The sequence below is a fragment of the Streptomyces sp. NPDC093089 genome (assembly GCF_044754405.1).
Lineage (GTDB): Bacteria > Actinomycetota > Actinomycetes > Streptomycetales > Streptomycetaceae > Streptomyces.
Genome location: NZ_JBIVPA010000012.1, coordinates 235,907 through 258,691 on the forward strand (window position 1 = coordinate 235,907; position 22,785 = coordinate 258,691).

Genomic DNA, 22,785 nt, shown 5'->3' on the forward strand with positions numbered 1-22,785 from the left:
CGGCCCGCGCCGAGGGCGCCGGAGCCCACCCGGCCGCCCTCCTTCGCGAAGGTGGCGTAGACGTCCTGGTTCATGTCAGAAGTCCCACCCTTCTTCCTCGTCCACCGCGGCGACGGCCTTGGTCGTGGCGAAGGACTCGCCCGCCATGCCCGCCGCGAGCGTGGTGCCGTCCGCCGGGTCGATCAGCAGGAACGAACCGGTGCGCCGGGAGTCCGCGTACGAGTCGAGCGCGAGCGGCTCGGCCGTGCGCACGACCACCCGGCCGATGTCGTTGGCGACCAGCTGCCCGGGGTTCGGGTGCTGGGACAGGTCGTCCAGGGTCAGCCGCGAGGGGATCTCCTTGACGATCGCCTTGACCGTGCGCGTGGTGTGCTTGAGCAGGACCCGCTGGCCCACCGAGAGCGGCTGGTCGGCCACGTGGCAGACCGTCGCCTCGACGTCCTGGCTGGTCGCCGGGGCGTCGCCGACCGGGGCGAGCAGGTCGCCGCGCGAGATGTCGATGTCGTCGGCGAGCCGGATCGTGACCGACTGCGGGGCCCAGGCGATGTCCACGGACTCGCCGAGCGCGTCGATCCCGGTGATCGTGGAGGTCTTCCCCGACGGCAGGACGGTGATCTCCTCGCCGACCCGGAAGGCACCGGCCGCGATCTGGCCGGCGTAGCCCCGGTAGTCGGGGTGCTCGGCGGTCTGCGGGCGGATCACGTACTGGACCGGGAAGCGCGCGTGACAGGCCGTCAGGTCGTGGCTGACCGGCACGGTCTCCAGGTGCTCCAGAACCGTCGGGCCGCCGTACCAGTCCATGTGCGCGGACGGCTCCACGACGTTGTCGCCGGCGAGCGCCGAGATCGGGATCGCGGTGATCTCCGGGACGCCGAGCTCGGACGCGTAGGTCGTGAACTCCTCGGCGATGGCGGCGAAGACGGGCTCGGCGTAGTCGACGAGGTCCATCTTGTTGACGGCGAGGACGACGTGCGGGACGCGCAGCAGGGCGGCGACGGCGGCGTGGCGGCGGGTCTGCTCGACGACGCCGTTGCGGGCGTCGACGAGGACGACGGCGAGCTCGGCGGTGGAGGCGCCGGTGACCATGTTGCGGGTGTACTGCACGTGCCCGGGGGTGTCGGCGAGGATGAACCGGCGGCGGGCGGTCGCGAAGTAGCGGTAGGCCACGTCGATGGTGATGCCCTGCTCGCGCTCGGCCCGCAGGCCGTCGGTGAGCAGCGCCAGGTCGGGCGCCTCCTGGCCGCGCTTGATGGACGCGGCCTCGACTGCCTCCAGCTGGTCGGTGAGGACCGACTTGGAGTCGTGCAGGAGGCGGCCCACCAGGGTGGACTTGCCGTCGTCGACGGACCCGGCGGTGGCGAAGCGCAGCAGGGTGGTGGCCGAGACGTCGGCGAACTGCTCGGTGGACGTGCTCATTAGAAGTACCCTTCGCGCTTGCGGTCTTCCATCGCGGCCTCGGACATCTTGTCGTCGGCGCGGGTCGCGCCCCGCTCGGTGAGGCGGGAGGCGGCGATCTCGGCGATGACGGCGTCGAGCGTGGTGGCGTCGGAGTCGACGGCGCCGGTGCAGGACATGTCGCCGACGGTGCGGTAGCGGATGAGCCGCTTCTCGACCGTCTCGGTGTCCTTGGGGCCGCCCCACTCGCCGGCCGTCAGCCACATGCCGTTGCGGGCGAAGACCTCGCGCTCGTGCGCGAAGTAGATCTCCGGCAGTTCGATGCCCTCGCGGGCGATGTACTGCCAGACGTCCAGCTCGGTCCAGTTGGACAGCGGGAAGACGCGGACGTGCTCGCCGGGCGCGTGGCGGCCGTTGTAGAGCTGCCACAGCTCGGGGCGCTGGCGGCGCGGGTCCCACTGCGAGAACTCGTCGCGCAGCGAGAACACCCGCTCCTTGGCGCGGGCCTTCTCCTCGTCGCGGCGGCCGCCGCCGAACACCGCGTCGAAGCGGTGCTGCTGGATCGCCTCGGTCAGCGGGACGGTCTGCAGCGGGTTGCGGGTGCCGTCGGGGCGCTCGCGCAGCTTGCCGGCGTCGATGTACTCCTGGACGGAGGCGACGTGCAGGCGCAGCCCGTGCTCGGCCACCACGCGGTCGCGGTAGGCGAGGACCTCGGGGAAGTTGTGGCCCGTGTCGACGTGCAGCAGCGTGAAGGGGACCGGCGCCGGGGCGAAGGCCTTCAGCGCCAGGTGCAGCATGACGATGGAGTCCTTGCCGCCGGAGAAGAGGATCACCGGCCGCTCGAACTCGCCCGCCACCTCACGGAAGATGTGGACGGCCTCGGACTCCAGGGAGTCGAGGTGCGACAGCGCGAACGGGCTGTCCGTGGTGTCGTGGGCATGGGCGACGGTGGTCACAGCAGACCCCTCTCGGTGAGCAGCGCGTGGAGCTGCGCCGCGGACTCCTGCACGGTCTGGTTCTGGGACTCGATCCGCAGATCGGGGTTCTCGGGCGCCTCGTACGGGTCGTCGACGCCGGTGAGGCCGGAGATCTCGCCCGCGGCCTGCTTGGCGTAGAGGCCCTTCACGTCGCGGACCGAGCAGACGTCCACCGGAGTGGCCACGTGCACCTCGACGAAGGCGGTGCCCTCGGCCTGGTGGCGCTTGCGGACCGCCTCGCGGCTGTCGGCGTACGGGGCGATGACCGGGACCAGGACCTTCACGCCGTGCGAGGCGAGCAGCTCGGCGACGAAGCCGATGCGCTGCACGTTGGTGTGCCGGTCCTCGCGGGTGAAGCCGAGGCCCGCCGAGAGGAACTCGCGGATCTCGTCGCCGTCGAGGATCTCGACGCGGTGGCCCTCGCCGCGGAGCCGGCCGGCCAGCTCGTACGCGATGGTCGTCTTACCGGCGCTCGGCAGGCCGGTGAGCCAGATGGTGGCACCGGTCACGTGGTTCTCCTGGGAGGTCTGGGAGGTCTGAGGGGTCGTGGTCATCAGCCGTGGATCCCGCACTCGGTCTTGGCGCGGCCCGCCCAGCGTCCGGCGCGGGCGTCCTCGCCCTCCACGACGCGGCGGGTGCAGGGCGCGCAGCCGACGGAGGCGTAACCGTCCATCAGGAGCGGGTTGGTGAGGACGCCGTGCTCCATGACGTACGCGTCGACGTCGTCCTGGGTCCAGCGGGCGATGGGGGAGACCTTGACCTTCTGCCGCTTCTCGTCCCAGCCGACGACCGGGGTGTTCGCCCGGGTCGGGGACTCGTCGCGGCGCAGGCCGGTGGCCCACGCGCGGTACGCGGTCAGGCCCTCCTCCAGCGGCTTGACCTTGCGCAGCGCGCAGCACAGGTCGGGGTTGCGGTCGTGCAGCCGGGGGCCGTGCTCGGCGTCCTGCTCGGCCACGGTCTGCCGCGGGGTCAGCGTGATGACGTTGACGTCCATGACGGCGTCCACGGCGTCGCGGGTGCCGATGGTCTCCTCGAAGTGGTAGCCCGTGTCGAGGAAGACGACGTCCACGCCGGGGCGGACCCGGGAGGCGAGGTGGGCGACGACCGCGTCCTCCATGGAGGAGGTGACGCAGAACCGCTCGCCGAAGGTGTCCACGGCCCACCGGAGGATCTCGAGGGCGGGGGCGTCCTCCAGATCGCGGCCGGCCTGCTCGGCGAGTGCCTTGAGGTCGGCTGCGGTGGCTTCCTGGCCTTCTTCGTGCTGAGTGATCGTCATATCTCGTCCCTTCCAGGGGTGTTGCTCGAAGTCGCCGGGGCGAGCAGCCCCAGGAACTTCAACTGGAAGGCTCGGCTGCACGCTGCGCATTCCCAGGCGCCGTGACCCTGCTCGTTCGGACGCAGGTCCTCGTCGCCGCAGTAGGGGCAGAAGAACGGGGCCGCACGCTCGCTCATGAGAGGGACTCCTCCGAGGCGCGGGCCGTCCAGGTCGCGAAGCGCTCGCCGGTCTCGCGCTCCGCCTGGAAGCGCTTGAGGACGCGCTCCACATAGTCGGGGAGCTCGGCCGCGGTGACCTTGAGGCCGCGGACCTTGCGGCCGAAGCCGGCCTCCAGGCCGAGGGCGCCGCCCAGGTGCACCTGGTAGCCCTCGACGCGGTTGCCGTCGTCGTCCAGGACCAGCTGGCCCTTGAGGCCGATGTCGGCGACCTGGATGCGGGCGCAGGCGTTCGGGCAGCCGTTGATGTTGATCGTCAGCGGCTCGTCGAACTCCGGGATGCGGCGCTCCAGTTCGTCGATGAGCGAGGAGCCGCGGCCCTTCGTCTCGACGATCGCGAGCTTGCAGAACTCGATGCCGGTGCAGGCCATCGTGCCGCGCCGGAACGGCGAGGGGGTGACCCGCAGGTCCAGCGCCTCCAGGGCGGCGACGATGCCGTCGACCTGCGCCTCCTCGACGTCGAGGACGAGCATCTTCTGCTCGGCGGTGGTGCGGACCCGGCCGGAGCCGTGCGTCTCGGCGATCTCGGCGATCTTCGTCAGGGTGGCGCCGTCGACCCGTCCGACGCGCGGCGCGAAGCCGACGTAGAAGCGGCCGTCGTTCTGCCGGTGGACACCGACGTGGTCGCGCCACTGGCCGGCGGGCTGCTCGGGGGCCGGGCCGTCCGTCAGCTTGCGCTTCAGGTACTCGTCCTCCAGGACCTGGCGGAACTTCTCCGGGCCCCAGTCGGCGACGAGGAACTTCAGGCGGGCGCGGTTGCGCAGCCGGCGGTAGCCGTAGTCGCGGAAGATCGAGATGACGCCCTCGTAGACGTCCGGGACCTCGTCGAGCGAGACCCAGGTGCCGAGGCGGACCCCGAGCTTCGGGTTGGTGGAGAGGCCGCCGCCGACCCAGACGTCGAAGCCGGGGCCGTGCTCGGGGTGGCGCACGCCGACGAACGCGATGTCGTTGATCTCGTGCGCCACGTCGAGGAGCGGCGAGCCGGAGACCGCGGACTTGAACTTGCGGGGCAGGTTGGAGAAGTCCTTGTTGCCGACGATCCGCCGCTGGATCTCGTCGATCGCGGGCGTGCCGTCGATGATCTCGTCGGCGGCGATGCCGGCCACCGGCGAGCCCAGGATGACGCGCGGGGTGTCGCCGCAGGCCTCCGTGGTCGACAGGCCGACCGCCTCCAGGCGGTTCCAGATCTCGGGGACGTCCTCGATGCGGATCCAGTGGTACTGGATGTTCTGCCGGTCCGTGATGTCGGCGGTGCCGCGGGCGAACTCCTCGGAGATCTCGCCGATGACGCGGAGCTGCTCGGTGGTCAGCCGGCCGCCGTCGATGCGGACGCGGAGCATGAAGTACTCGTCGTCCAGCTCCTCCGGCTCCAGGACACCCGTCTTGGTGCCGTCCAGACCCTGCTTGCGCTGGGTGTAGAGGCCCCACCAGCGCATGCGTCCGCGCAGGTCGTTGGGGTCGATGGAGTCGAAGCCGCGCTTCGAGTAGACCGTCTCAATACGTGTCCGCACATTGAGACCGTCGTCGTCCTTCTTGAACTGCTCATTGCCGTTCAGCGGGGTGAAGTGCCCCACGGCCCACTGCCCCTCGCCACGGTGGCGCCCGGCCTTGCGGCGGGCGGCGGCGGGAGTGGGGTTTTCCGGGGTGGCGGCCATGGCGTTTTGTCCTTCGGGACTGCGAGAGGGCGGCTCTGACCTGCACACTCGCGCTCAGGTCAGAGGGTGGCGCGTCAGTGCGCAGCAGGGTGGGGCAGAGTCGGGCTGAAAGGAAATCGCGGCGGTGCTGGTTCTCTCAGCGCGCCGGACAGATGGCGCTGGACATGCGGCCGAGGTCGACGTGCCGCCGACTCACCAAGGCAATTCCAGTTCCAGACATGACGGAAGCGTGTCACGGGACTTTGGACCCAGTCCAGCATCGTCCAGCATTCGGACGTAGTCGTCTCGCTTGTCGAGACAGTGTGCTCTGGGTCACGCGAAAGGGGCCCTGATCAGGGCCCCTTTGCGGTGCTTCGGCGGTACTCCGGGCGCGGCTCAGGCGTGGGCGCCGGGCCACGGGCCGGGGGTCTCGGCCTCCTCGGCCTCCTCGACCTTGGTGTCGAAGAGCCGGAAGCCGCGCCGCTCGTAGTTGGCCATCGCGTGCGGGCCGTCGAGCGAGCAGGTGTGGAGCCACACCCGCTTCGTCTCCTCGCGGCCCGGCCAGCGCGCCGCCAGGTCCCACGCCCGCTCCACCCCGTACGACAGGAGGTGCCCGCCGATCCGGCGGCCGCGGAAGGCGGGGATCAGGCCGAAGTAGACGATCTCCACCACACCGTCGTCCTGGGGGTCCAGCTCCACGTACCCGGCCGGCGTGCCCTTGTCGTACGCCACCCAGATCTCGGCGCCGGGCTTCTCCACGATCTCCTGCCACTGCTTGTACGTCAGTGACAGACGGTCGGACCAGCGGATGTCGCCGCCGACCGCGGTGTAGAGGAAGCGGCTGAACTCCGCCGACGGCACCTCGGCCCGCCGGATCGTGACGTCGTCGCCCGCCGGCGGGGTCGCGGGGCGCAGGTCGGACGGCGAGGTCTGTTCGAGGGACCAGGTGGTGAGAGTGATGCTCATGGGTCCATCGCATCATGCGGAGCGCCGGATTCCCACCCTGTTCGGTCCTGGCGGACAGGCGGTCCGCCATGCGGACACCCTGTCCGGGGCTCCGGGCAGGGACATGACCTCGGAGGTAATCGACCCCCGCACCGCCCTCCCGGCAGGGTGATCGCACCGGGACGGCACAGGGCCGCACCCGGTGGCGAACGACGCGAGGGGTGCGACATGGATACGGGTCGACGGGGTCTGGTGGGCATCGCGACGGCGACGGCGATCGTCGCGGGGGCGGCCGTCACCGTGACGGCGGCGGAGGCACTGCCGGGCGGGACCGCGACGGCGGCGCGGTTCGACTGCCCTGCGGCGCGGGAGAAGGCCGAGCGCCTCGAAGGTCGGATCACCCCCAACGCCTGCGCCTTCATGGAGCGGCAGATCGCCTTCGGCGAGCTGCCGACCGGCACACCGCCGGCCCTCGGCGACCTCACCCATCCCCGGGTCCGGGCCTACCTCGACATCTTCGACCCCGAGGCCACCCTCTGGGAGGCCGGGGGCGCCGCGCAGCGCGGCCACCTCACCATCGGCACCTCCATCACCGGCTCCCTGGGCCTCGTGCCCAGCCTCCGCTACCGGGGCACGGACGTGGTCGCCGACGGCAGCACCGTGATGTTCGGGCAGTGGAACGAGGTCACCCTGAAGGGCCGTACCGTCGCCTACCCGCAGATCGCCCGGAACGTCCTCGGCGACGAGGGCCGCACCCTCCAGGCCCGCCGCTACTACGACCGGGCCGTCCTCTTCCAGGACACCCTGCCCGAGGCGGCACCCGTCCCGCTCTTCGCGGGCATCGCCGATGCGGCGGCCCCCGGGGGCGGCGACCACGCCCCGGCCGGAATCCCGGGAGGCCTCGGCGCCGGGGAGCTGCCGGAGCGGCTCGCCGCGTGGAACGCCGAGGACACCGACGCGCTGCTCGCCCGCACCCGCGGCGCGCGCCTCGCCGGCCCCGGCCTCGCCGCCCCGCTCGCCACCGAGGCCGGCAAGCGCGCCTACCTGGAGCGCCTCTTCGCCACCGCCGACCTCCGCCTCAAGGCAGGCCAGGTCGCCGTCGGCGAGACCACCACCTACGTGGAGTGGCACGGCACCGCCTCCGTGGCCGGCGGCACCGGGACCCGTACCGGCATCCCGTTCGGGATCGTGGAGCGCTTCGGCCCGGGCGGGGAGTGGGAGCTGTACTTCGACACCCTGCCGCTGGTGGCGGACCAGGAGGAGATCGGCGCGCTCTTCCGGCAGCTCGCGTCCTGAGGCCCCTCTCCGGAGTCCGCGGGGGATCAGCGGACGGTCGGCGTGCGGGCCGCCCGGACCGCCGGGGCCGTCGAGTGGGGGAGCAGGTCCGCCGGGAGGCGGGGGCGCAGGACCTCCACCGCCACCTCCTCGCGGAAGCGGTAGGGGCGGTGCGCGAGGACCCCGGCCAGGTTGCGGCGGACCCGGGACATCTCGGCGCGCACGGTGACGGTCCGGGTGCGGTCGCCGAAGACGTCGTCCGCCAGTTCCGCCGCCGTCCGCCCGTCGCGGTGGAGCGCGAGGACGTAGAGGAGCTCGGCGTGCCGGGGGCTGAGCTCCTGCTGCCAGCTGCCCGCCACCCCCGAGACGGCCACCGTCCAGCGGCGCGGCCGGCTGAGGTCGAGGACGACCCGGCTCGCCGCCTCCGCGCCGGGCTCCGCTGGCCGGGCCTCCTCCTCGACCCGCAGCAGCCAGCCGCCCGGCAGCGGCTCCACCGCGCACACGCCGAGCGAGGGGAGCCACATCCGGCCCGCCCGGAAGGACTTGGGCAGCGCGATCCGGTCCACCGGCGCGAGCCCGGTCACGGCCGCCGTCCAGCCGTGGGAGTCCACGGCGACCGCACGGCCGCCCACCCGGCACAGGATCGGCGCGGCCACCGCACGCAGCCGCTCGATCGCCCCGCGGTGCCGTTCCCGCATCTCGGCCTCGGCGAGCTGCGCCACCGAGTCGACGAGCGCCAGCATCGCCGGGTGGAAGCTGGACGCGGGACCGCTGACGTCCAGGATGCCCAGGAGCCGCTGGTCGCGCGGGTCGTGCACGGGGGCGGCGGCGCAGGTCCAGTTGTGCAGCGCCTGGACGTAGTGCTCGGCGGAGTGGACCTGGACCGCCCGGCCCATGGCGAGCGCCGTGCCGACCGCGTTGGTGCCGGTGGCGTGCTCGGACCAGGCCGCGCCCTCCTCCAGGCAGATGCCGCTCGCCTGCCGCAGCACGGCGGTGTTCCCCTGGCGCCACAGCACCCGGCCGTGCTCGTCGGTGACCACCATGATCTGGAGGGAGGCGTCGGCGATGCCGGCGAGCCCGCCGCTCAGCGTGTGCATGACGTCGGAGAGGAGCGTGGTCCTGCGCCGCTCCTCCAGTTCGTCCCGCCGGAGCAGCACGCTCTTCGTGCTCTGGTCGGGGTCGAGACCGAGTCGGGCCATCCGCTGCCAGGACGCGTCGATCACGGCGCGGGGCGCGATCGGGGGCGTACGGCCCGCGAGGGTCTCCTCGCGCACCCGGTGCAGCAGTCGGGCGGCCTGGGCGGCGTCCATGGCGGCGAGACGCCTCATGTCGAGCTGCGTGTTCTTCATCGGTCTCTCCCAGCCGCCCGGGGTGCTGTATCGGTTCTGCACGGGGCAGATGTCCGGAGTGTCGGTGCCCATCGTGCCGTCCCGGGACGTCCCGCGAGGCCCGGTTCGCACAATCCTGCAACCCTTTGCAACTCTGGCGATCGACCGGGGCCGTGGGCGACTCTGGTGCGAGCGGCGGGTGGTGCCGTGTCGGCGCAGCACCACCCCCGCTTTTCCGCGCGTGCCGACCCTTCCGGGTCCACCCCTGGTACGCGCGGCCACACTTTCGCGCGTACGCCGCCGGTACGCGCGGCCACGCCTTCGCGTGTACGCCGCGTCAGACCGCCACCCGTGCCCGCTCCACGAGCGCGCGCAGGTCCAGGGTGTGCGGCAGCGTCCCGAACGCGGAGCCGCCGTCCCCGCCGAGGCGCCCGGCGCAGAACGCGTCCGCGACCTCCGGCGGCGCCCACCGGACGAGCAGCGAGGCCTGGAGGACCAGCGCCATCCGCTCGACCAGCCGGCGCGCCCGCGCCTCGATCCCCTCCAGGTCCGCCAGCTCGACGAGCAGGCCCCGGATCGCCCGGTCGAGCCGGTGGTCCGCGCCGCGCGCCGCCCCCACCTCCCGCAGGAAGGCGTCGAGCACGGCCGGCCCGGTGCGCAGCGCCCGCACCACGTCGAGGGCCTGGACGTTCCCCGAGCCCTCCCAGACGGAGTTGAGCGGCGACTCCCGCAGCAGCCGGGGCAGGCCGGACTCCTCCACGTAGCCGTTGCCGCCGAGGCATTCGAGGGCCTCCGCCACCACCGGCGTACAGCGCTTCGTCACCCAGTACTTCGCCGCCGGCACGGTGATGCGGAGCAAGGCGCGCTCCTGTTCGGCGTCGCTGCCGCCGCCGGTTTCGGCGGCGTCGTAGGCAGCGGCGAGACGCATGCCGAGGACCGTGGCGGCCTCCGACTCCAGGGCGAGGTCGGCCAGGACGTTCCGCATCAGGGGCTTGTCGATCAGCGGGCCGCCGAACGCCTCGCGGTACGCGCAGTGGTGCACGGCCTGTGCCACCGCCTGCCGCATCAGCGCCGCGGAGCCGAGGACGCAGTCGAGCCGGGTCGCCGCCACCATGTCCATGATCACGTGGATCCCGCGGCCCTCCTCGCCCACCCGGCGCGCCCACGTCGTCCCGTCGAACTCCACCTCGGCGGAGGCGTTCGACCGGTTGCCGAGCTTGTCCTTGAGCCGCTGGAGCGCGAACGCGTTGCGCGAGCCGTCCGCGAGCACCCGCGGCACCAGGAAGCAGGTCAGCCCCGCCGGCGCCTGCGCGAGCACCAGGAAGGCGTCCGACATCGGGGCCGAGCAGAACCACTTGTGGCCCGTCAGGACGTACTCCCCGTCGGCCGCCAGCGGCCGCGCCTCCGTCGTGTTCGCCCGTACGTCGCTGCCGCCCTGCTTCTCCGTCATCGCCATGCCGAGCAGCACGCCGGCCTTCTCCGCGACCGGCGCGAGCCCCCGCTCGTACACGTGCGACGCGGCCGCCGGCCCCCAGACCGCGGCGAGCTCCGGCTCGGCGCGCAGGGCGGGCACCGCGGCGTGCGTCATCGACAGCGGGCAGCCGTGCCCCGCCTCCGGCTGCGAGGCCACCAGGAACCCGGCGGCCCGCCGGACGTGACCACCCGGACGGCCCCACGCGTCCGTGAGCCCGGCGCCCACGGACCGGCCGAGGAGCCGGTGCCAGGCCGGATGGAACTCGACCTCGTCGATCCGGACGCCGTACCGGTCGTGGGTCCGCAGCCGCGGCGGGAAGGCGTTCGCCAGCTCCCCCCACTCCCGCACCTGCGCGGACCCGGACGCCCGGCCCAGCAGGACGAGCTCCTCGCGGGCCTGCGCGAGGAGCTCCGGCGCGAGGTGCCGCTCGACCGCCTCCGCCAGCGCCCGATCGCTCGTGAAGACGTCGTATCCCACCAGGGGCGGAGCCTGGTTGGTCACTGTGTGGGTGCTCCCTGACATGCCGATACGGTAAGCAGGTGCAGGCAGCAAGCGAAACACCCGATCGGCCCGAGCGGCGGCCCTGGAGCAGGCTCCACCGCGCGCGCGTCCTCTACCGCAACGTCTCGAAGCGGAAGATGGTCTGGCTGCTCCTCAAGGACACCGTCAACTCGTGCATCGAGTACCGGATCCTCGGCCTGGCCGCCGAGGCCGCGTTCTTCACCCTGCTGTCGCTGCCGCCGCTCCTCCTCGGCCTCATCGCCCTCCTCGGGTACGCGGACGACTGGACCAACACCGACACCGTCGCGAGCATCGAGGAGAACATCCTCCGCGCCGCCGGAACGGTCCTCTCCGACCGGGGCGTCCACGACATCGCGAAACCGCTCCTGGACGACGTCACCCAGGGCAAACGGCCCGAGCTGGTGTCCCTCGGCTTCGCCATCGCCCTCTGGTCGGGCTCCCGCGCGGTGAACGTCTTCATCGACACCATCACCGTCATGTACGGCCTCGACGGCCACCGCGGCATCGTGAAGACCCGGCTCCTCGCCTTCCTCCTGTACATCGTGGCCCTCGTCATCGGCGCGGTCGTACTGCCCCTCGCGGTCGTCGGCCCCGACCGGGTCGTCGAGCTCGTCCCCTGGGGCACGGAGGTCGTCGCCGTCCTGTACTGGCCGGCCGTCACCCTGCTCTCCGTCGCCTTCCTCACCACGCTCTACCACGTGTCCGTGCCCGTCAGGTCGCCGTGGATCGAGGACATCCCCGGCGCCCTCGTCGCGCTCGCCATGTGGACCCTGGGCAGCTTCCTGCTGCGCATCTACCTCACCAGCCAGGTCGAGGGCCCCACCATCTACGGCTCCCTCGCCGCCCCCATCGCCGTCCTCCTCTGGATCGGCATCTCGGCCTTCGCCGTGCTCGTCGGCGCCGCCGTGAACGCCGCCATCGACCGCGTCTGGCCCTCCGTCGCCACCGCCGCCGCCCGCGAGGCCAACGAACGGGCCCGCGCCCTCCAGGCCGCCGAGCTCGTCGCCCGCGTCCGCGCCGAGGCGGAGGACGTCGACGAGGACGACCCGGACATGCCCTCCGAGTTCCCCGAGCGCTGGTCCAAGTTCCTCCCCCCGGACGACGTGAAGTCCCGCCTGCACTCCGGCTGGGAGAAGGACTGACCCTCCCCGGCCCCGAGGCCGGGGCCGCCCCTCGAAGGGTCCCCCTGTCTTTCCCGCTTTCCCGCGCCCCCTCCTCTTCCTCGACACGGAAGCGGACGGCTCCGAGGAGGCATACGTGCTGGACCGTTGTCTTCCACTTGCGTTGAGCCAGTAGAGGGAAGACGAGCCTCGATCATGGAGGGTTTCAGTGTCGAACATCACTTTGGGTCCATGACCCTTTTACTTGCTCGACCAGAACTTGATCTAGTTACGGTCCCCCTCGTAACTGCTTTCACAGCCCGTACACAGGTGGCTCGTGAAGAGCTGCCGGGGGGAAGGACAGCGCGTGACTGCGCAATTCAAGGGGGGACGGTGGCTGGGCGTTCTGCTCGGCTCCGCGCTTCTGATGGGAATGGCGGTGCCCGTCGGGTCCGCCGAAGAACCGGAGCCGACGCTCCCCGGGCTCGACGCGGTGACCCAGGAGGCCGTCGAGGAGGCCAGGGAGACCGGCCGCCCGGTCGAGGACATGTCGCAGCGAGGCATCGCCGAGCGGGTCTTCGCCGAGCCCGAGGGCGGCTTCACCGCCGAGCTCTCCGCCGCGCCCCGATGGGTGCCGCAGGAGGACGGGGGCTGGAAGGACCTCGACACCACACTGGAGATCAAGCCGGACGGCTCGGTCGGCCCCCGGGCGGCCCTCATCGACGTCGAGTTCTCCGGCGGTGGCACCGACCCGCTGGTCGAGGTCGCCGACGCCGGCCGCAGCGCCGCCCTGAAGTGGCCCGAACACCTCCCGGTACCCGTCCTCGTCGGCGACGTCGCCGAGTACCGCTCGGTCATCCCCGGCGTCGATCTCCACATGAAGGCCACCGCCGAGGGCTTCCAGCAGGTCCTCGTCGTGCGCACCGAGGAGGCCGCGGCCGATCCGGCCCTCGCCGGCATCCGCCTGGAGCAGAGCAACGACGGCCTGAAGATCGCCGAGAACGCCGAGGGCGGCCTGCTCGTCAGCGACGACACCACCGGAGAGACCCTCTTCTCCGGAGCGGCCCCGCTCATGTGGGACTCCGGAAGCGAGGCGGCCGCCCGGACCGCGCCGCCGGGCGACCCCAAGGACGCCCTTCAGGAGGATCCGGCCGTCGCCCCCATGCCCGGCGACGACCACGCCGAGGTCGGCATGACCGTCGACACCGACTCGGTCACCCTCACGCCGGACCCGGCGCTCCTCGCCGCCGCCGACGCGTCCAGCCTCCCGCTCTACATCGACCCGCCGCTCAGCGTGGAGAAGCCCACAGCGCCCGGCAAGCGCTCCTTCTACACCTGGGCGAACAGCGACTCCCCGAGCACCGAGTACGCCGACTTCGACGACGACAAGGGCATCGGCCGCTGCACCAGCGCCGGCTGCGGCTCCGCCTACGTCGGCCGGATGTACTTCGAGTTCAACCTCGACGGCTGGGAGAACCGGAAGATCTACGACGCCACCTTCAGCGTCTACGAGACCTTCTCCTACTCGTGCAGTCCGAGCTGGGTGAACCTGCACCGCGTCGACGAGACGGACCTCTCCACCGGCACCAACTGGGGCAACAAGCCCGCCGACGGCGACCTCATGGGCGACCGCCACGTCGCCTACGGCAACGAGGACTTCGGCTGCGAGAACGGCACCGTCAACTTCAACGACAACCCGGAGGAGACGAACGAGAACCTCACCTCCACCGTGCGCTCGAAGGCCGCCGCGGGTACGTCGGTCGCCTTCTCCCTGCGCGCGGCGGACGAGGGCGCGGCAAGCGGCTGGAAGCGCTTCAAGGGCGACACCGGAACGCTCCGGATCTACTACAACACCCTCCCCGCCAAGCCCTCCGGCGAGAAGACGACCAGCCCGACCACCGCGTGCGTCACCGGTTCCGGCCGACCCTGGCTGAACCAGAACGACACCACCCCGGTGCTCACCGTCTCCGCGAGCGACGCCGACCCGCACAACATCCGGGTCCTCTTCCGTGCGTGGGACATGCTCCCGAACGCGACCGACGTACAGGTGTACGGGGACCTGGTGACCGGCTACGAACCGGACGGGTCGTTCGAGAAGGCGATCCCGAGCGGCCACCTCAAGCACGGGCACACGTACAACTGGCACGCCCAGGCGAGCGACGGCATCGACTCCGGAGCCTGGTCGGACTGGTGCGAGTTCTCCGTCGACACCGAGGACCCGGACAAGCCCGCCGTGGGCCTGCCGCCGCTGGCGGACATCAAGGCCGGCCAGTCGATGCCCTTCACCCTCAAGGCGAACGGCAACCGCGACTCCGTCTACGGCAACGACGTCCAGTACTACCTGTGGGGCCTCAACGACTCGACCCCGTCAGCCAAGGTCGACCCGGCCACCCTCGGCGCGGACGGCACCGCGTCGGTCGCCATCCCCAAGTTCGGCCTCCACACGCTCTACTTCCAGAGCGTCGACCGCGCCGGCAACGCCAGCACCGTCGAGAAGGTCACCTTCCAGGCCGGACGGTCCTGCTCCGACCCCTCGGCCGAGTCCTGCACCGTCGGTTCCTACCGCTTCGACGAGACGGCGGGCACCGTCGCCGCCGACTCCTCCGGCGTGGGTGCGGAGGACAAGTCCCCGCTCACCGTGAGCGGCGGCACCTGGGTCGCCGGCGCGGACACCGCGGTCGCCACCGACAAGGCCGTCCGCTTCGACGGCGTCGCCACCGACTACGCCACCGGTCCCAGCCGCGTCGACACCAGCAAGTCCTTCACCGTCTCCGCCTGGGCCAAGGTCACCGACGTCACGGTCAACCGGGCCGTGGTCAGCCAGTCCGGGGCCGTCGGCAACGGCTTCGCGATCTACTGGTCCACCACCAACGGCTGGACGCTCTCCCGGCACCGCCTCGACTCCGGCACCGACTCCGCCCGCGCCTATGCCGGGCTCGCGCAGAGCACCCCGTACGTCGGGCGGTGGGTGCACCTGGCCGGAGTCTTCGACCCCACCCGGAACAGCATCACGCTCTACGTCAACGGGGACGAGGTCGCCTCCGACCAGGTGATCCCCTCCAGCGACGGAGGCACGACCTGGGACCCGACCAAGAGCTGGAACGCCACGGCCGGATTCCAGGTCGGCCGGGGCAAGTGGGCCGGTGCGTACGCCGACCCCTTCAAGGGCGACATCGACGACGTCCGGATCTACCCGACCGTCCTCGAACGCAGCGACATCGGCCGTCTGGCATCCCAGCGCTGACCGGTCCCTGACCCGGACCGGTCCCTGACCCGGACCGGCCGACATCTGGACCGGCGGTGGGGGACCTCCCCCACCGCCGGCCCTCCGGGCAGCCCCAGAGCCGCCCGCACCGATCACACAGACCACACCGCGCACCGGGCCCGCCGCCCGGCGCGGTGGACAAGGACGGGCCGCCCCCACGCGGGCGGCCCGTCGGGGGAGGCACGGCGGCATGCCGCCGTGCCCTGAACCGGCCCCGTGGACCGCGGTGGCCGATGAGGAGTCGCGCCGATGCGCATCGGAGCAAGGGGCCTGAGGGCCCGCAGAACGTTCCTGAGAAGGAGCGGCGGAGTCACGGCATGGGGGGTGGTGGGAGCCGTCACCCTGACCCTCCTGCAAGCTCCCGCCGTGGGGGCCGCCGACGGAGTCGACGAGGCGGCGCGGGAGAAGCGGCGGCCGAAGACGGCCGTCATGGACTCGGTCGACGTCACCCCGCTCGCCTGGGAGAAGGACGGCGAGAAGGACGCCGCTGCCCAGGCGGCCCGCGTGCCGTATCCGAAGACCGTCTGGCCGGCCGCCGGCAAGGGCGTGGCGGAGCTCCCGGTCGCGGGCCTGCGCGCGCAGGCCCGCGCCGGCAGCCTGACCGCCGCCGAGGCGGCGGTCGAGGACCGGGCGGGCACCCTGCCGGTCCGGATCGTCACCCCGGCAGCCGTACGCGGAAAGCTCACGTCCCGGAACGCCGCCGCCCGTGAGGCCGGCGTCGAGGCCCTCGGTACCCAGGTGCCGGAACGGGTCGACGTCGAGGTCATGTCCCGGGCCAGGACCGAGCGGGCAGGCGTCGACGGCCTGCTGCTGACCGTCGCCCGCGCCGACGGCGAGACGGCCGTCGGCCGCGTCACCGTCGAGATCGACTACAAGGCCTTCGCCGCGGCCTACGGCGGCGACTGGGCCTCGCGCCTCCGGGTCGTCCAGCACAGCCCGTGCCTGGTCACCTCGGCCACGCCCGGGGCATGCGCCGACGGCAAGGTCCTGCGGACCTCGAACGACCGGAAGAACGGCACGCTCACCGCCGAGGTCGCCCTCCCCGAGGGCACCGCCGGCGCCGAGGCCGCCACCGGCACCGCGGCACGCTCCTCCGCCGCGGCGGCCACCACCGCCCCGGCCACCGCCGCAGGCCTCTCCGTGCTGTCCGTCTCGGCCGGTGCCGCGGGCAGCTCGGGCAACTACGCCGCGACCCCGCTCACCCCGTCGGGCACCTGGTCCGTCGCCGGCAACTCGGGCTCCTTCACCTGGCAGTACCCGATGCGGGTCCCGCCGTCGATCGCGGGCCCGTCGCCGCAGCTGTCGCTCTCGTACAGCTCCGGCAGCGTGGACGGCCGTACCGCCTCCACCAACTCCCAGACCAGCTGGGTCGGCGAGGGCTTCGACCTGTCCCAGGGGTACATCGAGCGCTCCTACCGTTCCTGCAAGGACGACGGGCACGACACGGAGGGCGAGGAGAAGTACGACCTCTGCTGGCACTCCGACAACGCCACCATGTCCTTCGGCGGCCGCAACGGCGAGCTGGTGAAGAAGTCCGGCGCCGACGCGAGCCGCACGCTCGACGGCAACCCGGACATGAAGCTGGAGGGCACCTGGCGGCTGAAGACCGACGACGGCACGCGCGTGGAGCGCTGGTCCGGCGGCTTCAACACCGGTGACAGCAAGGAGTTCTGGGTCGTCACCACCACCGACGGCACCCGCTACTACTTCGGCCGCGACAAGCGATCCGCCGCCGACGGCGAGTCGCAGGAGTCGGCCTGGCAGGTCCCCGTCTACGGCGACGACTCGGGCGAGCCGTGCCACGGGTCCACCTTCAAGGACTCGCGCTGCAACCAGACCTGGCGGTGGAACCTCGACTACGTCGTCGACGTCCACGGCAACTCCATGACCCTGTACTGGGACAAGGAGACCAACCGCTACGGCGCCATGCGCGACGACGTCTCGGTCGCCTACGACCGCGGCGGACACCTCAAGCGCATCGAGTACGGCGAGCGCGAGGGCAGCGACCTCACCACCGACGCCCCGGCCAGGGTCGTCTTCGGCGTCGCCGAGCGCTGCGACGGAGCCGCCGCCGACTGCGAGCCCGGAGACCTGAAGGAGGACACCGCCACCCGCTGGCCCGACGTCCCCTTCGACCAGATCTGCACGGACACCGACTCCTGCAAGGAGCAGTGGTCCCCGGCCTTCTTCTCCCGCAAGCGGCTGACCTCCGTCACCACCCAGATCCTGAAGTCCGGCAGCTACACCCCGGTCGACACCTGGACCCTGGACCAGTCCTACCCGGCGACCGCCGACACCTCGCCGCGCTCCCTGTGGCTGCAGAGCATCACCCACGTCGGCAAGGCCAACGGCGGGACCAGCGAGAGCCTGAAGACGGTCTTCTGGGGCGTCAAGAACACCAACCGCGTGCACGCCGAGGCCCAGGACCGCGACCCGATGTACAAGTGGCGCATCCGCGCCATCCGTTCGGAGAGCGGCGGCGAGGTCGCCGTCACCTACAAGCCCGTCGAATGCACCGTCTCCGACCTGCCGACGCCGCACACCAACACCAAGCGGTGCTTCCCGTCCTTCTGGTCGAAGGAGGGCGCGATCGGCGAGGACGAGGACTGGTTCCACAAGTACGTCATCGACACGGTGATCGAGGACGACCGCACGGTCGCCGGTCTGAACAAGACGACGAAGTACGAGTACTACGGCGGTGCCGCCTGGCGCTACGACGACAGCGAGCTGGCCAAGAGCAAGAACAAGACCTGGAGCCAGTTCCGGGGCTTCCAGACCGTCCGCACCGTCACCGGTGACGCCGGCACCGCGCAGCTCAGCTCCGAGGCGACGTACCTCCGGGGCATGGACGGCGACCGGACGAACGGCGACGGCGGCACCGAGGACGTCTGGGTCACCGCCTCCGACGGCACCCGGATCGAGGACAAGGACCGACTCCAGGGCTACCAGCTGGAAGCCCGGACCTACTCCTCCGTCCCCGCCGCCACGGCCGCCGACCGCGCGGCCAAGGAGATCAACGGTTCGGTCAACACGCCCTGGATCTCGGCGGCGACCGCGACCGAGGGCAGCGACACGGCCCACCTCGTCGGCACCGACCGGATCGACACCCGCGCCGCCGTCACGGGCGGGGTCCGCCGTACCGCGATCGACCACACCTACGACGCGTACGGCATGATCTCGTCCTCCTCCGACCTCGGAGACGTCGGCGAGGACAAGGCGAACGGCAACACCGCGGACGACTCCTGCACCCGCTACGAGTACGCCCGCAACACCGACAAGACCCTGCTCACCCTGGTCAAGCGGGTCCACACGGTCGCGGTCGACTGCGCCACCACCCCGAGCTACCCCGGTGACGCGATCTCCGACGTCCGCACCCTCTACGACGACCTCACCTACGGAGCGGTCCCGACGAAGGGCGACGTCAGCTCCAGCCAGCGGGTCACCGGCTACAGCGGTACGACCCCGGTCCTGCAGACCACCACGAGCAGCGACTACGACGTCCACGGCCGCGTCACCGCGGTGCAGGACGCCAAGAACAACCGGACCACCACCTCGTACACCCCCGCCACCGGCGGCCCGGTCACGGGGATGAAGGTCACCACCCCGCCCGCGGTCCCCGGCGGCACCGGACAGACCACCTCGTCGTCCGTCGACCCCGCCTGGGGTCTGGTCACCGCCACGACCGACGCCAACAACCAGCGCACCGACCTGGCCTACGACGCGCTCGGCCGGCTCCTCAAGGTGTGGCTCCCGGGCCGCTCCAAGGCCACCGACATCCCCAACACCGAGTACGCGTACGACATCAACGCGGACGCGGCCAGCGTCGTCACCACGAAGACGCTGAAGCCCAACGGCAACGTCGCCGTCTCCCACCAGCTGTACGACGGGCTCCTGCGCGCCCGCCAGAACCAGACGCCCACCCCCAACACCGGGCGGGTCCTGAACCTCGTCGAGTACGACTCGCGAGGCCTGGCGGTCGTCCAGCACGGCCCGTTCTACAACCTGGACGACCCCGGCACGACCGTCGTCGAGCCGCAGTTCGCGGTCGGCGGCAACCCGCCGGCCACCGAGACCGTCTACGACGGCGCCGGCCGCGCCACGGCCACGGTCTTCAAGGTCGGCGGCGCGGAGAAGTGGCGCACGCGCACCGTCTTCCACGGCAACTGCACGGACAGCGACCCGCCCACCGGCGGCACGCCGACCCGCGTCTGCACCGATGCCCAGGGACGCCGGACCTCGCTCACCGAGTACGACTCCGACTCCGTCTCCGGCACCGGACTCACCACCACCTACGCCTACGACAAGGCCGGCCGTCTCTCCTCGGTCAAGGACCCGACGGCCAAGAACGAGTGGAAGTGGACCTACGACGCCCTCGGTCGTCAGCGCACCGCTGACGACCCCGACAAGGGCGTCACCACGATGGCGTACGACGAGCTCGACCGTCTCTCCACCGTGACGGATCCGCTCGGTGCCGCCGTCACCTACCACTACGACAACCTCGGCCGCACCACCAAGATCACCAAGGGGAGCGAGACCCTCAACTCCTGGGTCTACGACACCCTCCCCAACGGCATCGGCCGGGTCACCTCCTCCTCCACCTTCAGCGGTGGCAACGAGTACAAGTCCGCCGTCAACAGCTACGACGTCAACGGACACCCCACCTCCACCGCGATCGTCATCCCCGCGGCGGAGGGCAAGCTCGCCGGCACCTACACCACCACCGCGACCTACAAGGCCGACGGCTCCGTGTCCGGCGTGACCGTCCCGGCGGCGGGACCGCTCCCGTCGGAGAAGATCACCACCGGTTACGACCTCACGGGCCTGCCGGCCTTCACCTACGGCAGCACCGACTACGTCAGGGAGACCCGCTACTCCAACTTCGGCGAGACCGAACAGCTCACCCTCGGCGTCTCCAGCGCCGCCAAGCAGACCTGGCTGACCAACTTCCACGAGGACGGCACCCGCCGCCTCACCGGCAGCCGGATCGACCGCGAGTCGATCGCCAACCCCGACGTCGACGCCACGTACGTCTACGACGCGGCCGGCAACATCAAGACCATCGCGGACGCGCCCGCGGGCAAGACCGCTGACGTCCAGTGCTTCCAGTACGACTACCTGCGCCGGCTCAGGACGGCGTGGAGCCAGACCTCCACCACCTGCGCGGCGCCCCCGGCGGCGAACAGCGCAGTCGGCGGCCCGGCCCCGTACTGGCACTCCTACGAGTACGACACCGCGGGCAACCGCACCAAGGAGATCCGCAACCCCGTCAACCCGGCGGCCGGCGGAGCCTCCGCCCTGCGGGTCACCACCACCGCCGCGATGCCCGCGGCCGGCGCCGACCGCCCCCACGCCCTGCCCACCGCCACGGTCACCACCGAGACGGTGAACAGCGCGGGAACGGTCACCGCGAAGACCGACACCGCCCAGAGCTACGCCTACGACGCGGCCGGCAAGACCGTCCGCCGCACCAAGGCGGCCACCGCTCTGAGCCCCGCCGTCGACCAGCTCCTGCGCTGGGACGCCGTCGGCCGGCTCGCCGGCACCTCCAAGGCGGGGGAGAAGGGCACGGTCACCGGCAGCGGCGGCCTCTGCCTCGACCTCAAGGGCGGCGCCACCGCCTCCGGCACCGCGATCCAGGGCCTCACCTGCGCCTCCGGCAGCACCGCGCAGGCATGGGAGCTCAACAAGGACGAACAGCTCGCCGCCCTCGGCGTCTGCGCCGTCCCCAACGGCACCACCACCGGCGCTGCGGTCCTCGCCCGCCCCTGCTCCTCCACCGACGCCGCGCAGAAGTGGAAGATCCAGGACAACGGCACCGTCAAGCACACCGCCACCGGCCTGTGCCTGACCCTGACCGCGACCACCAGCGGCACCGCCGCCACCGCCGTCACCTGCTCCACGTCCGCGACCCAGCGGTGGAGCTTCGCCAAGCACACGACCAACGTGTACGGCTCCGACGGCAGCCGCCTCATCCGCAAGGAGTACGGCAAGGCGACGCTGTACCTCGGCACCACCGAGCTCACCGTCGACACCAAGAACACCCCCGCCACCACGGACGACACCACCAGCGCCGTCCGCTACTACAGCCACGGCGCCCGGACCGTCGCCGTCCGCACCTCGAGCACCCAGGTGCACTGGCTCGGCGGCGGCCTCAACGGCACCGCCGAGCTCGTCATCGACGCGGTGGGCGCGGGCCAGACCGTCGCCCAGCGCCGCACCCTCCCCTTCGGAGAGGTCCGCGGCACCAACCCGTCGGCCTGGCCGGGTCAGCAGGGCTTCGTCGGGGCGGTCAACGACCCCGGCTCCGGCCTGGTCCACATGGGTGCCCGTCAGTACGACCCGGCCCTCGGCCGGTTCCTCTCGGTCGACCCGGTCCTCGACCTGTCCGACCCGCAGCACCTGAACCCGTACGCGTACGGGCGCAACAACCCGATCATGTTCCCCGACCCCACGGGCCTGTGGTGGGGCTGGTCGGACTGGGGCCACGCCGCCCTCGACGTCGTCGGCCTGGTGCCGGTCGTCGGCGAGGTCGCCGACGTCGCCAACGGCATCTGGTACACCGCCGAGGGCAACTACGTCGACGCGGGTCTGTCCTTCTCCTCCGCGATCCCGATCGTCGGATACGGCGCCAGCGTCGCCAAGGGCGCGAAGTACGTCGACGAAGGCGTCGAAGCGGTCCAGGCCGTCACCAAGGCCACCGACAAGGCCGCCGACGCCAAGGGCGCGGCCAACGCCGCCGACAACGTCACCCCGCCCGCCACCCCCAAGCCCAAGGAGGCCCCCAAGCCCGACCCGCCGGCCAAGCCCAAGGACGACGCCGGCAGCGGCTCGGGAACCAAGGGCGACGGAGCCGGCGGCAAGAAGGACGGCGGCGACAGCGACGGCGGTGGCGGCGGAGGCGGTGGCGGAGACGAAGGGGAAACCCTCTTCCGAGGCACCACCAAGGGCTTCGGCGGCTCCGCCGGAACCAAGCAGAGCGGTTCCACCCCCGCGACCTGGCACCCCGGTGTCGCCACCGCCTACGCGGTGCACTCCGCCAGCAAGGGCGCCGACGCGGTCGTCCACGTGATTCCGTCGTCGAACCTCTCGCGCGCCGGAATCGACACCGAGCGGTACTACCTCTCCCTCCCGCAGGACCGCGAAGTGGTCATCAACGCCCTGGCAGGCGACGTGGCCAACGCCGCCTCGATGTCCATTCCCGTCGCCCGAGCCCGCGAGATCCTCAGCGGAATCGGAATCGACATCCCGACCCACCTACCCACCAACGCCTCGCTCAACGAATTCCTGAAGCTCGACCTGCCCGACATGACACCCGGACAGATATCCGACTTCGTCCAGCAGGCGTCCCGATGATAGGCTGAACAGCCTGAATACCCAGC

Annotated in this window: 14 protein-coding genes; 4 read left to right on the top strand and 10 right to left on the bottom strand. The window is 71.7% G+C overall.

Features of this window, described 5'->3' with window-relative positions:
• Positions 1-75: 75 nt before the first annotated feature.
• The 8 genes from ACIQFX_RS27760 to ACIQFX_RS27795 form a co-directional block, all read right to left on the bottom strand.
• Positions 76-1,416 (bottom strand): sulfate adenylyltransferase subunit 1, encoded by a 1,341-nt coding sequence (locus ACIQFX_RS27760; protein ID WP_376481236.1) that lies wholly within the window; start codon positions 1,414-1,416, stop codon positions 76-78.
• Positions 1,416-2,351, bottom strand: coding sequence for a sulfate adenylyltransferase subunit CysD (gene cysD, locus ACIQFX_RS27765; protein WP_033210002.1), 936 nt, complete (start codon positions 2,349-2,351; stop codon positions 1,416-1,418). The genes ACIQFX_RS27760 and cysD overlap by 1 nt, the downstream gene beginning before the upstream one ends.
• Positions 2,348-2,926 carry an adenylyl-sulfate kinase gene (gene cysC, locus ACIQFX_RS27770; RefSeq protein ID WP_402468691.1) on the bottom strand — a complete coding sequence of 193 codons (579 nt, stop codon included), beginning with the start codon at positions 2,924-2,926 and terminating at the stop codon, positions 2,348-2,350. The genes cysD and cysC overlap by 4 nt, the downstream gene beginning before the upstream one ends.
• Positions 2,926-3,648 carry a phosphoadenylyl-sulfate reductase gene (locus ACIQFX_RS27775; RefSeq protein WP_402468694.1) on the bottom strand — a complete coding sequence of 241 codons (723 nt, stop codon included), beginning with the start codon at positions 3,646-3,648 and terminating at the stop codon, positions 2,926-2,928. The genes cysC and ACIQFX_RS27775 overlap by 1 nt, the downstream gene beginning before the upstream one ends.
• Positions 3,645-3,824, bottom strand: coding sequence for a hypothetical protein (locus tag ACIQFX_RS27780; RefSeq protein WP_376481240.1), 180 nt, complete (start codon positions 3,822-3,824; stop codon positions 3,645-3,647). Before ACIQFX_RS27780 ends, ACIQFX_RS27775 begins: the two co-directional genes overlap by 4 nt.
• Positions 3,821-5,518 carry a nitrite/sulfite reductase gene (locus ACIQFX_RS27785; protein ID WP_402468697.1) on the bottom strand — a complete coding sequence of 566 codons (1,698 nt, stop codon included), beginning with the start codon at positions 5,516-5,518 and terminating at the stop codon, positions 3,821-3,823. The genes ACIQFX_RS27780 and ACIQFX_RS27785 overlap by 4 nt, the downstream gene beginning before the upstream one ends.
• A gap of 136 nt (positions 5,519-5,654) precedes the next feature.
• A complete protein-coding gene (locus ACIQFX_RS27790; RefSeq protein WP_310591794.1) occupies positions 5,655-5,738 on the bottom strand; it encodes a putative leader peptide in 84 nt (27 codons plus the stop codon).
• A 155-nt stretch (positions 5,739-5,893) separates the two neighbouring features.
• On the bottom strand, positions 5,894-6,463 hold the full coding sequence (locus tag ACIQFX_RS27795; protein ID WP_402468700.1) for a GNAT family N-acetyltransferase: 570 nt from the start codon (positions 6,461-6,463) through the stop codon (positions 5,894-5,896).
• A gap of 207 nt (positions 6,464-6,670) precedes the next feature.
• Here ACIQFX_RS27795 and ACIQFX_RS27800 point away from each other — a divergent pair, with 207 nt between their 5' ends.
• On the top strand, positions 6,671-7,738 hold the full coding sequence (locus tag ACIQFX_RS27800) for a hypothetical protein (protein WP_402468702.1): 1,068 nt from the start codon (positions 6,671-6,673) through the stop codon (positions 7,736-7,738).
• A 26-nt stretch (positions 7,739-7,764) separates the two neighbouring features.
• On the opposite strand, the gene ACIQFX_RS27805 is transcribed toward ACIQFX_RS27800, so the two are convergent.
• Both ACIQFX_RS27805 and ACIQFX_RS27810 read right to left on the bottom strand, forming a co-directional pair.
• On the bottom strand, positions 7,765-9,066 hold the full coding sequence (locus tag ACIQFX_RS27805; RefSeq protein ID WP_402468704.1) for a GAF domain-containing protein: 1,302 nt from the start codon (positions 9,064-9,066) through the stop codon (positions 7,765-7,767).
• A 316-nt stretch (positions 9,067-9,382) separates the two neighbouring features.
• The gene (locus tag ACIQFX_RS27810) at positions 9,383-11,041 is read right to left on the bottom strand and encodes an acyl-CoA dehydrogenase family protein (protein ID WP_402468707.1); all 1,659 of its coding nucleotides are present in this window, start codon (positions 11,039-11,041) and stop codon (positions 9,383-9,385) included.
• A 17-nt stretch (positions 11,042-11,058) separates the two neighbouring features.
• Between ACIQFX_RS27810 and ACIQFX_RS27815 the strand changes: the two genes are divergently transcribed.
• The 3 genes from ACIQFX_RS27815 (at position 11,059) to ACIQFX_RS27825 (ending at position 22,759) form a co-directional block, all read left to right on the top strand.
• The gene (locus ACIQFX_RS27815) at positions 11,059-12,183 is read left to right on the top strand and encodes a YihY/virulence factor BrkB family protein (protein WP_367821097.1); all 1,125 of its coding nucleotides are present in this window, start codon (positions 11,059-11,061) and stop codon (positions 12,181-12,183) included.
• Between the two features lie 325 nt (positions 12,184-12,508).
• Entirely contained in the window at positions 12,509-15,385 is a 2,877-nt protein-coding gene (locus ACIQFX_RS27820; RefSeq protein WP_402468711.1) for a LamG-like jellyroll fold domain-containing protein, read from the top strand.
• A 348-nt stretch (positions 15,386-15,733) separates the two neighbouring features.
• Positions 15,734-22,759 carry a ricin-type beta-trefoil lectin domain protein gene (locus tag ACIQFX_RS27825; protein ID WP_402468714.1) on the top strand — a complete coding sequence of 2,342 codons (7,026 nt, stop codon included), beginning with the start codon at positions 15,734-15,736 and terminating at the stop codon, positions 22,757-22,759.
• The last annotated feature ends 26 nt before the right edge of the window (positions 22,760-22,785 follow it).